The sequence below is a fragment of the Thalassolituus sp. UBA2009 genome, assembly GCF_002335285.1.
Lineage (GTDB): Bacteria > Pseudomonadota > Gammaproteobacteria > Pseudomonadales > Oceanobacteraceae > Venatoribacter > Venatoribacter alkanivorans.
The window spans coordinates 44,237-54,909 of sequence record NZ_DDCJ01000100.1 but is presented as its reverse complement, the minus strand read 5'-3'; the positions used below and the strand labels follow the sequence as shown (position 1 = coordinate 54,909).

The 10,673-nt window shown below is 60.4% G+C and carries 13 protein-coding genes; 7 read left to right on the top strand and 6 right to left on the bottom strand.

The window, feature by feature from the left end:
* A partial coding sequence (locus tag B3P58_RS12495; protein WP_286717853.1) for an L-threonylcarbamoyladenylate synthase occupies positions 1 to 791 on the top strand: 791 nt, incomplete at its 5' end.
* Here B3P58_RS12495 and B3P58_RS12490 read toward each other — a convergent pair.
* The 6 genes from B3P58_RS12490 to B3P58_RS12465 are packed head-to-tail and all read right to left on the bottom strand — an operon-like array spanning position 757 to position 4,639.
* Complete coding sequence (locus tag B3P58_RS12490; RefSeq protein ID WP_286717850.1) at positions 757 to 2,100, bottom strand: sensor histidine kinase; 1,344 nt, start codon at positions 2,098 to 2,100, stop codon at positions 757 to 759. The genes B3P58_RS12495 and B3P58_RS12490 overlap by 35 nt on opposite strands.
* Positions 2,097 to 2,768 carry a response regulator transcription factor gene (locus tag B3P58_RS12485; RefSeq protein WP_286717847.1) on the bottom strand — a complete coding sequence of 224 codons (672 nt, stop codon included), beginning with the start codon at positions 2,766 to 2,768 and terminating at the stop codon, positions 2,097 to 2,099. Before B3P58_RS12485 ends, B3P58_RS12490 begins: the two co-directional genes overlap by 4 nt.
* 12 nt (positions 2,769 to 2,780) lie before the next feature.
* Positions 2,781 to 3,080: a PepSY domain-containing protein gene (locus tag B3P58_RS12480; protein ID WP_286717845.1), complete on the bottom strand. Its 300-nt coding sequence runs from the start codon at positions 3,078 to 3,080 to the stop codon at positions 2,781 to 2,783.
* Entirely contained in the window at positions 3,034 to 3,642 is a 609-nt protein-coding gene (locus tag B3P58_RS12475) for a diheme cytochrome c (protein ID WP_286717843.1), read from the bottom strand. Before B3P58_RS12475 ends, B3P58_RS12480 begins: the two co-directional genes overlap by 47 nt.
* Before the next feature lie 15 nt (positions 3,643 to 3,657).
* Complete coding sequence (locus B3P58_RS12470; RefSeq protein ID WP_230331757.1) at positions 3,658 to 4,053, bottom strand: DUF1924 domain-containing protein; 396 nt, start codon at positions 4,051 to 4,053, stop codon at positions 3,658 to 3,660.
* On the bottom strand, positions 4,046 to 4,639 hold the full coding sequence (locus tag B3P58_RS12465; protein WP_145467368.1) for a cytochrome b/b6 domain-containing protein: 594 nt from the start codon (positions 4,637 to 4,639) through the stop codon (positions 4,046 to 4,048). The genes B3P58_RS12470 and B3P58_RS12465 overlap by 8 nt, the downstream gene beginning before the upstream one ends.
* Positions 4,640 to 4,824: 185 nt before the next feature.
* Here B3P58_RS12465 and B3P58_RS12460 point away from each other — a divergent pair, with 185 nt between their 5' ends.
* The 6 genes from B3P58_RS12460 to B3P58_RS12435 form a co-directional block, all read left to right on the top strand.
* On the top strand, positions 4,825 to 5,604 hold the full coding sequence (locus B3P58_RS12460; protein ID WP_186435817.1) for a substrate-binding periplasmic protein: 780 nt from the start codon (positions 4,825 to 4,827) through the stop codon (positions 5,602 to 5,604).
* A gap of 143 nt (positions 5,605 to 5,747) precedes the next feature.
* Positions 5,748 to 6,140: a MerR family transcriptional regulator gene (locus tag B3P58_RS12455; protein WP_286717840.1), complete on the top strand. Its 393-nt coding sequence runs from the start codon at positions 5,748 to 5,750 to the stop codon at positions 6,138 to 6,140.
* A 63-nt stretch (positions 6,141 to 6,203) separates the two neighbouring features.
* On the top strand, positions 6,204 to 7,361 hold the full coding sequence (locus B3P58_RS12450) for an isovaleryl-CoA dehydrogenase (protein ID WP_145467373.1): 1,158 nt from the start codon (positions 6,204 to 6,206) through the stop codon (positions 7,359 to 7,361).
* Complete coding sequence (locus tag B3P58_RS12445) at positions 7,361 to 8,965, top strand: carboxyl transferase domain-containing protein (RefSeq protein WP_286717837.1); 1,605 nt, start codon at positions 7,361 to 7,363, stop codon at positions 8,963 to 8,965. Before B3P58_RS12450 ends, B3P58_RS12445 begins: the two co-directional genes overlap by 1 nt.
* A gap of 9 nt (positions 8,966 to 8,974) precedes the next feature.
* Complete coding sequence (locus B3P58_RS12440) at positions 8,975 to 9,760, top strand: enoyl-CoA hydratase-related protein (RefSeq protein WP_286717836.1); 786 nt, start codon at positions 8,975 to 8,977, stop codon at positions 9,758 to 9,760.
* The coding region (locus B3P58_RS12435) for an acetyl-CoA carboxylase biotin carboxylase subunit (RefSeq protein ID WP_286717834.1) at positions 9,753 to 10,673 on the top strand (921 nt) is incomplete at its 3' end. The genes B3P58_RS12440 and B3P58_RS12435, both read left to right, overlap by 8 nt.

The window sequence follows — 10,673 nt, the reverse complement described above, 5'->3', positions numbered from 1 at the left end:
TGGCCAGCGCGCAACAACTGCCGCAGTGGGCGGCCAGTGTGCCTCCGCAGGCATGGCAGCTGGCTCAGGCATTCTGGCCCGGCCCGCTGACCTTACTGTTGCCCAAAGCGGCGGATGTACCTGAAGAGGTAACCGGTGGTCTGCCCAGCATTGGCCTGCGCGTCCCGGCGCATCCGCTGCTGCAGGCGTTACTGCGCCAGCTCGGCAGTGGTGTGGCTGCCCCTTCGGCGAACCCGTACAAAGCGTTAAGCCCGACCTCGGCGGCGCAGGTGATGGCCGGACTGGATGGCCGTATTGCCGCGGTATTGGATGGTGGTGCCTGTGAATTCGGGCTGGAATCAACCATTGTCGATCTCACTCAGCCAGAGCAGGGCATCCGTATCCTGCGCGCCGGGCCGATCAGCCGCATTGCCATAGAACAGGTACTGGGGCAGCCGGTTGAGGTACCGCAGCAACACAACGAAGCGGTGCCGGGTAACGTGCAGGCGCATTATCAGCCGCGCACACCGCTTAAGCTGTACAGCAGTGATGAACTGGCTGAGCGGATAAAAGACGGAGTTGGCGACGACACCGCTCTGCTGCTGTGGTCACCGCGTCTGATTGGCCTGGCCTGTGGCCGTGAGCGGGCGCTGATTCTGCCTGATAATGCGCCCGCCTTTGCGCAGACGCTGTATCAGACATTGCACGAAGCCGACCATCTGGGTTATCGCCAGCTCTGGCTGGAGCAACCGCCGGGTACAGAAGACTGGCTGGCGGTTAACGACCGGCTGTCGCGGGCAGCGTCACAATAACGCATAGCCCCTGTGGCTGATTGGCCTGCAGCTGCAGGCGGCCGCCATAGCTGCTGACAATATCGCTGACCATCGCCAGCCCGAGGCCGCTGCCTCCGGCCCCGGCTTCATCCAGCCGCGTACCGCGCAGCAGCAGTTGCTGGCGTGCTTCTGCGGCAATGCCCGGTCCCTGATCACAGACGCTGATCAGCCACTCTTTATCTTCATGGCGGATGTTCAGCAGAATCTCACCGGCGGCGTATTTGCAGGCGTTATCGAGCAGATTGCCGAGCAGCTCCAGCATGTCGTCACGGTCCTGCGGCAACACCGCGCTGTGGTCGAACTGTGCGCGGATGCTGGCCTGCGGGTACAGCTGCTGCAGCACCTGCAACAGTGGCGGCAGGTCTTCGCTCAGCCGGGTTTGCCGGCCGGGGGATGACATGCCAACGATTCTGGCGCGCTTCAGTTCGCGCTCGACCAGCTGCCGCAGGCGCTGCAGGGCTTCGCGCTGTTGTTGCTGATGCTGTGGATCGAGCTGTTCCGCCAGCAGCTGCAGCTGTTGCAGCGGGCGTTTCATTTCGTGGGCAAGATTACCCAGCGCATTGCGCGAACGGCTGACCCGCTGCTGCAGCAGACTGAGCAGGCGGTCGATTTCTTCAGCCAGTGGCTGCACTTCCTGCGGGTACTGACCGGCGGCGGCATTCAGGCCATCGCGCTCACCAAAACGCAGTTCGCGCAGCTGCTGCTGTAATGGCTCAAGACGGGCAAAGGCCCGGCTCAGCTGGCGGCGCTGGATCAGCATCAGGGTCAGCAGGGCGAAGACCAACAAGGCCAGTGCCGCCAGACGGTAGCGGTTCAGTTCGCTCTGCAAGGGCGCAATGTCTTCCGCCACCCACAGGGTAAAGTCGTGATTCTGTACGCGAATGCCCTGTGCCTGACTGAGCCATTGCTCATCCAGCCTGTCACCCTGAATGCCGGGTTGCTGCCAGTGCCGGACAATGCCGCTGGCCAGCTGAATGGCAGGTGGTTCTTTATCCCACAGCGAGCGGCTGCGCAGGTCGGTGCCCTGCTGGTCGCGGATGGCAAAATAATGGCCGGAGTAGACACGCTGATAGAGTGCGCCCAGACGGCTTTCATCCACCTGCCAGTTACCCTGAACGTCCTGTGTCAGGGCGGCAATCAGGCCGTCGGCATCGTGTTGCAGACGGCTGAGCACGGTATGGGTGGTGAGCTGGCGCACGCCATAGTCGGCCAGCCACAGCAGTGGCAGCATCAGCAGTAACAGGGTCAGCAGCCACTGGCGGCGCAGCTGATGCTGCAGTGACATCATAGGTGTGTGTCCGCCGCAAGCTGGTAGCCCTGCCCGCGGCGGGTTTCGATAAAGTCTTTGCCGAAGTACTGACGCAGGCGGTTGATATAGACCTCAATCACATTGCTGTCTTTCTGCTGTTCTTCTTCGTAAACGTGTTCGCTGAGGCGGGTTTTGGAGTGCACATCCTTTGGGTGCTGCATCAGGTAGCGCAGCAGGCGGAATTCAATGGCGGTCAGCTCGATGGTGCGGCCATCGGCCGCGCTGGCCTGCTGGCGTTCGGTATCCAGTGTCACACCGCGCCAGCTCAGGGCGTTACTGGCCTGGCCGCCATGCCGGCGGGCGATGGCTTCCAGCCGGGCGAGCAATTCCTGGCTGTGGAACGGTTTGCCGAGGTAATCGTCGGCGCCGGCTTTGAGGCCGTCGACCCGTTCATGCCAGGCGTCGCGGGCGGTCAGCACCAGCACCGGCGTGCGGTTACCGGCACTGCGCCAGCTGCGCAGCACGTCCAGACCGTTTTTACCCGGCAGGCCGAGATCGAGCACGATCAGATCCGGCTGCAACTCATTGCCGAGAAACTCACCATCAATGCCATCGTGGCTGACCTCTACCGCGTAACCGGCTTCGCGCAGCAACGGCTGCAGGGCATCGGTCAGTTGCTGGTCATCTTCGATCAACAGCAGCTTCACAGCGGCCGGGCCTCAGTCGTCATCGCGTTCATCCTCCAGCCAGACACCGCTGCGGGCGTCGATATAGGTTTCATGTCGCTGTCCGTGGCTATCGAGCCATTTGAGTTCGTACACCAGCACACTGTCTTCCCATTCCACTTCGGCATCCAGCAGTTCACCGCCAAGCGGATGCCGTTGCAGAATGGCTTCAAGGGACAGTATCTCACCCTGCTCTACCCAGGCCCTGATCTGGGTCTGGTCGGGGTGTTTTCCGGCAAAGACCGGATTAATCTTCCCAACGGCCAAAGCCAGGAATAACCACCGAATGTTCATTGAATTTCCCCTGTGCGGCATCTTTATGGCAGCTGTCGCATTGACTGAATGAACCGACCTGCGGATTGCCGCTGACCATGCGTTCCGGTACTTCCCGGTGCTTACGTCTGAAGTATGGCAGTTCGGTGATGCGCTGAGGAGTATCGCTGTCGCTGATGCCTTTCAGGTAGCGCGTGTGATTGCCGGCGCTGTGAGCACTCAGGTAAGCCAGAATCTCTGCCTGAGTGGCGGCACTCAGCGAGGCATCGTCACCGAAGTGATTATCAAGGCTGGCCATCATCGTCTGCCAGCTGCGTGCCGGCAGCAGTTTGGCCGGATAAGGCAGATGGCAGCTGCCACATTCTTCTTTGTATTGCTGTGTTGCGGCGGTATCTGTGCCGGGTTGTTCAGGGCGCGGCCGGTATTCACTGTGCTCATCATCATCGTCGTCATCCGCGAGGGATTGATTATTCAGAGTGCTCAGGCCGTAAATACCAAGGGTCAGGGCGCTGCCCAGCAACAGTGTGCCGGTGGCAAAACGCAGGGCGTTGAGAGAGGTACGCAGGGCGTTCAGGTTACTCATCATCTTTCTCCTTCTTTATGGCTGGCTGAGCCAGGTAATGACATCGCCTTTTTCCTGAGCGCTGCATTCGCGTCCCAGCGTCCAGCGGCAGTTGCGCAGGAACCACTTCTCTGTTTTGGCGGCATCGGTAAAGCGCTCCGGGTTGGCGTGCACCGTCATCGGCTCAATGGGCTTGCCGGTTTTCTGATGTTTGCCGGGCTGAGACGGATCGCGTCCGTGGCAGCTGGCGCAACTGCGTCCGTTGTTGTCCTGCAGCCACAGGGCCTCGCCGGCGGCGGCTGAGAATGGCCCGGCTCCGCCAGCCTGCAGGGCCTGTAGCTGGGCGCTGGCACCGGCATAGCTGAGGCTGGTGGCGAGCAGGCTTAAGGTAAAAAGAGCCGCACTCAGTGCGCGGTGGGTCAGGTTATTCATGCTGATCTCCCCGGCCGTCGGTGTCGTCAGCACGTGCTTCTTTGCGACCGTGAATCATCGAGCGCACCAGGTTTTCGCGATGATGCAGGCTGCTGAACAGCACCCCGGCAACGTGCAGGAAGACCAGCGCCAGTGTGCTGTTGGCGAAGAATTCGTGGATTTCTTTCAGCGTGTGTTCGTTAAAAGAGGCCAGCCAGGTGCCTGCTAATGGCCCGGCGTTTTCATCTGCCCCCAGCGTTGCCATACCGAATACCACAGTGCCGGTCAGCGCCAGCAGCAGGGCAATAACCATGGCACCACCGGCCGGATTGTGGCCGATATAGCGGCGCGCCTTACCGGCCGGAATGGCGACCAGATAATTCCAGACTCCCCGTGGTGATTGCACAAAGTCGCTGAAGCGCGCATGGCGTGTGCCGATCAGCCCCCACAGCAGGCGAAAGGCAACCAGCGCAGCCACGCTGTAACCAGCCCAGACATGCAGGGTTTCAAACTCGTCTTCACTCAGATAAGCGATAAAGAAAAACAGCACCAGCGACCAGTGGAAGATACGCACCAGCGGGTCCCAGACTTTGATTGTGTGTGTCATAACGACCTCTCCTCAGGATTTGCACCCAGCGTAGAGCGGCCATGCTTAAACCAACCTTAAAGTTATTCAGCGGCGGGCTGGAATGCGGCAAAGCTGACATACCTGCCTGCGGCCTGAATTGGCACGGCTCTGCGTTAAAAACTACCTACACTGGTCAATATCCGCACAGGCAGAGGGACGGCACCATGACACTGAAATTTCCGATGATACTGGCCTCACTGATCAGCGTTTTGCTGACGTTTCCGGCCCATTCCGCACCGGCCTGTCCGGCTGGTGGTGTAAAGGTGGGCTGGGAGCCCTGGCTGCCCTACGCCTATGAAGAACAGGGAAAATTTACCGGCCTGGATCTGGATATGGCGACCGCCATCCTGACCCGCATGGGCTGCCCTTTTACCTTTGTAAACCGGCCCTGGAAGCGTCTGTTGGCGGAAATTTCTTCCGGTAATCTGCACCTTACCGGCGGTGCCTCACGTACCGCTGAGCGCGAAGAATTTGGCTATTTCAGCACGCCATACCGTACGGAATCGGCGGTGATGATGGTGCGTAAAGAAGATGCGTCAGGCTATGGCGGCATCAGTTCGCTGAAGGATCTGATCGGTAAAAACTTTACGCTTGGCGTTACCCGCGGTTATTACTACGGCGAAGACTATGCGGCACTGGAAAATGATGCGGGTTTCAAAGCCCGCCTGGCCGATGCCGGTGATGACGCTACCAACTACAAAAAACTGGCGGCAAAACGGCTGGATGGCTTCCTGGCCGACCCGTTCTCCGCCGCGGCAGGGCTTAAAAAGGAAGGTCTCGGCGGCCGCTTTATCAGCCATATGACCGTCTATTCCGACGACATCTATTTCCTTATCAGCAAAGCCTCCACCTCTCCGGAGTTTGTTGCCGCCTTTGATCAGGCGCTGGCAGAACTGAAGGCCAGTGGGGAATATCAGGCGATTGTGGATAAGTACCTGCACTGACACGCCGGTTGTTCAAATGCACGCCGCCCGCTCGATGCGGGCTTTTTATTATCCATCTTCTTCTGGCCCGAATTGCCCTTTGTTTTGCGATATTGGTTTACGTTAACGTAAAGGTAACTTAGCAGCCCGACAGCCCAACCCGCATGAGCCGTACTTACAGCATCCGTGACCTCGCCGACGAGTTTGATATCACCACCCGCACCATCCGCTTTTATGAGGCGGAGGGCATGCTCAACCCGCAGCGTGAAGGTCAGACCCGTATCTATACGCCACAGGATAGGGTCACACTGAAGCTGATTCTGCGCGGTAAGCGCCTGGGCTTATCGCTGGCCGAAAGCCGCGAGCTGATTGATATGTACCGCCCCGGACTGGAGCCGGAGGCTAATCGTCCGCAGCTGGAAAAACTGCTGGCGGTGATAGAACAGCGGCGCAGTCACCTGCGCCAGCAACTGCACGATATTGAACGCATGATGCAGGACCTGGACGACGCCGAGCTGAAAGCCAGCGAGGCACTGGCGGCACTGACAGGCGCTTAGCCACCGCCCGTTATTTCCGGCCCTGCTACCAAGAATAAAAATACAACAGGAAGGAGCCATACGATGACCGGATTCAATTTTGGCCTGGGCGAAACGCTCGATATGCTGCGCGATCAGGTGCGCGGTTTTGCCCAGCGCGAGCTGGCGCCGCTGGCCGCCGACGTTGACCGCGACAACCAGTTCCCCATGCCCATGTGGCGCAAGTTCGGTGAGCAGGGATTGCTCGGCATTACCGTCAGCGAAGAATACGGCGGTGCCGATATGGGCTATCTGGCGCATGTCATCGCCATGGAAGAAATCAGCCGCGCCTCGGCCTCGGTCGGGTTGTCTTACGGCGCCCACTCCAACCTCTGTGTAAACCAGATTTACCGCAACGGCACGGCGGAGCAGAAGGCGAAATACCTGCCGAAGCTGATCTCCGGCGAGCATATCGGCGCGCTGGCGATGAGCGAGCCCAACGCCGGTTCCGACGTGGTGTCGATGAAGCTGCGCGCCGATAAAAAAGGCGATCACTATGTGCTCAACGGCACCAAGATGTGGATCACCAACGGCCCGGATGCCAACGTTTATGTGATCTACGCCAAAACCGATCTGAGCAAAGGCCCGCACGGCATGACCGCCTTTATCGTTGAACGCGACTGGGCCGGTTTCTCACGCAGCCCGAAACTCGACAAGCTCGGTATGCGTGGCTCCAACACCTGTGAGCTGGTGTTCGATAACGTCGAAGTACCGGCAGAAAACATTCTCGGCGGCGAGAACATGGGCGTGAAAGTGCTGATGAGCGGCCTCGACTACGAACGCGTGGTGCTGTCCGGCGGCCCGACGGGCATCATGCTGGCCTGTATGGATGTGGTGCAGCCCTATATCGTCGACCGCAAACAGTTTGGCCAGAGTATCGGTGAGTTCCAGCTGGTGCAGGGCAAGCTGGCCGATATGTACACCAGCATGAACGCCAGCCGCGCCTATCTGTACGCCGTGGCGGCCGCCTGCGACCGTGGCGAAACCACGCGTAAAGACGCCGCCGGTGTGATTCTTTACTGTGCCGAAAAAGCCACGCAGATGGCGCTGGATGCGATCCAGCTGCTGGGCGGGAATGGCTATATCAACGACTTCCCGACCGGCCGTCTGCTGCGCGACGCCAAACTGTACGAAATCGGCGCCGGCACCTCAGAAATCCGCCGTATGCTGATTGGCCGCGAACTGTTTCAGGAGCTGAGCTGATGCCGCTTATCCAGTCCCGGCTCGACAGCCGCAGCCCGCAGTTTGCCGCCAACCGCGCACAGATGCAGGCGCTGGTGGCCGATCTGAAAGCCAAAGTCGCCCGCATTGCCGAAGGCGGTGGTGAGGTGGCGATGCAGCGCCATACCGCACGCGGCAAATTACCGGTGCGCGAGCGCATTCAGCTGCTGCTCGATGCCGGCAGCCCGTTTCTGGAAATCGGCCAGCTGGCGGCCCATGAGGTGTACGGCGAAGACGTACCGGCCGCCGGTGTGGTTGCCGGTATCGGCCGTATCAACGGTCAGGAATGCATGGTGGTGGGCAACGATGCCACGGTAAAAGGCGGCAGCTACTACCCGCTGACGGTGAAAAAACACCTGCGCGCGCAGACCATCGCCCAGCAGTGCAATCTGCCCTGCGTTTATCTGGTGGACTCCGGCGGCGCTAACCTGCCGCGTCAGGATGAAGTCTTCCCCGACCGTGAACACTTCGGCCGTATTTTCTTTAATCAGGCCAATATGTCGGCCGCCGGTATCGCCCAGATTGCGGTGGTGATGGGTTCCTGTACCGCCGGCGGTGCCTATGTACCGGCGATGGCCGATGAATCCATTATCGTGCGTAATCAGGCCACCATTTTTCTTGCCGGCCCGCCGCTGGTGAAGATGGCCACCGGTGAAGAAATCGGTGCCGAAGAACTGGGTGGTGGCGAACTGCATACCGGCCAGTCCGGGGTGGCCGATCATCTGGCCGAAAACGACGAGCACGCACTGCAACTGGCGCGTAACGCCGTCGCCAATCTGAACCGCCATAAGCCGCACAGCACGGCGGCAGAGGTAAAAGAACCCGCCTATCCGGCCAGCGAACTGTACGGCCTGATTCCGACCGATACCCGCCAGCCCTACGATGTGCGTGAGGTGATCGCGCGGCTGGTGGACGGCTCGGAGTTTGATGAATTCAAAGCGCGCTTCGGCACCACGCTGGTGTGTGGCTTTGCCAAACTGTACGGCATGCCGGTCGGCATCGTTGCCAATAACGGCATCCTGTTTTCCGAGTCGGCACAGAAAGGCACGCATTTCATCGAGCTCTGTGCACAACGCAAAATTCCGCTGCTGTTTCTGCAGAACATCACCGGCTTTATGGTCGGCCCCAAATACGAAGCCGAAGGCATCGCCCGCCACGGCGCCAAGATGGTGATGGCGGTGGCCTGTGCCAAGGTGCCGAAGCTGACGCTGGTGATCGGCGGCAGCTTTGGCGCCGGTAACTACGGCATGTGTGGCCGCGCCTACGATCCGAACTTCCTCTTTATGTGGCCCAACGCGCGCATCTCGGTGATGGGTGGCGAACAGGCGGCCGGCGTGCTGGCGCAGGTGAAGCGCGAGCAGCTGGCGAAGAAAGGCGAGCCCTGGAGCGACGCCGACGAGAACGCCTTTAAACAACCAATCCGCGAGCTGTATGAGCAGCAGGGCCACCCGTACTACAGCTCGGCGCGGCTGTGGGATGACGGCATTATCGACCCGGCCGACAGCCGGCGTGTGCTGGGGCTGGCGTTGTCGGCCTGCCTGAATAAACCCATTGAAGAGACGCGCTTTGGCGTGTTCCGCATGTAGGAGATAAAGATGCTGGAACTCGCCATTCATCAGGGTGTTGCCAGGCTGAGCCTCGACCGTCCTGAACTGGGTAATGCCTTTAATGCGGAGCTGATTGCCGAGCTGCGGGCGCAGTTGTCGGTACTGGCCACTGAACCTGCGGTGCGGGTGTTGGTGCTCGCCGGTCAGGGCAAACACTTCTGCACCGGCGCTGACCTCAACTGGATGAAAGCCCAGAAAGACGCCTCCGAGGCTGAGAATCACGCCGATGCCCTGCAGCTGGCCGGTCTGCTGCAGGATCTGAACGACTTTCCCAAACCGACCATCGCCCGTGTGCAGGGCGCAGCCTTTGGCGGTGCGCTGGGGCTGATCTGCTGTTGCGATATGGCGGTGGCGGCGGATAACGCGCGCTTCTGTCTGAGCGAAGTGAAACTCGGTTTAAGCCCGGCCACCATCAGCCCTTATGTGCTGGCGGCGATGGGCTCACGTCAGGCGCGGCGTTACTTTTTAAGCGCAGAACTGATCGACGCGCCAACGGCGCAGGCACTGCAGCTGGTACATGAAGTGGTGCCGGCCGAACAGCTGGACGAGCAGGTGCAGCGCTGGTGTCAGGCGCTGCTGGCCAACGGCCCGCAGGCGCTGGCGGCGACCAAAGCCCTGATCGCCGGCCAGAGCAGCCCGGTCAATGATCAGCTGAAAGAACAAACATCGGCACTGATTGCCCGCCTGCGCGTCAGCGCCGAAGGCCAGGAAGGATTAAGTGCGTTTCTGCAGAAACGCGCCCCCACTTATGCACAGGAAGCAGCCCATGACTGAGCACCTGTTTAACAAGATTTTGATCGCCAACCGTGGCGAAATTGCCGTGCGCGTGATGCGTACCGCACAAGCGCTGGGCATCCGCACCGTTGCCATTTATTCCGACGCCGACGCCAGCGCGCTGCATGTACAGCAGGCCGACGAAGCCATCGCTCTCGGTGGTGTGACCGCTGCCGAAAGCTATCTGGATATGCACAAGGTGCTGGACGCCGCGCGCGCCACCGGCGCCGAAGCCATTCATCCGGGCTACGGCTTTTTAAGCGAAAACGCCGCCTTTGCCCGTGCCTGCGAAGAGGCCGGCATCGCCTTTATCGGCCCGTCGGCGGCAGCGATTGAAGCCATGGGCGATAAGGCCAGCGCCAAAGCCCTGCTGGCCGACAGCTGTGTGCCTCTGGTGCCCGGCTATCACGGCGATGAGCAGGGCGACGAACGCCTGAGCGCCGAGGCCGAACGCATCGGTTATCCGCTGCTGCTGAAAGCCAGTGCCGGCGGTGGCGGTAAAGGCATGCGTATCGTGCTCTCCGCTGCCACGCTGCACGACGATATCGCCGCCGCCCGGCGCGAAGCACGCTCGTCTTTTGGTGATGATCGCCTGCTGATTGAGAAATACCTGATCCGCCCGCGCCATGTGGAAGTACAGGTGTTTATGGACAGTTTCGGCAATGGCGTTTACCTGTTCGAGCGTGATTGCTCGGTACAGCGCCGCCATCAGAAAGTGATCGAGGAAGCTCCGGCGCCGGGTATGACGGCCGCGCTGCGCCAGCGTATGGGCGAGGCCGCGCTGGCGGTGGCGCAGCGTATTCAGTATCGCGGCGCGGGCACGGTGGAGTTTCTGCTGGATGCCAACCATGAATTCTTCTTTATGGAGATGAACACCCGCCTGCAGGTTGAGCACCCGGTCACCGAGATGATT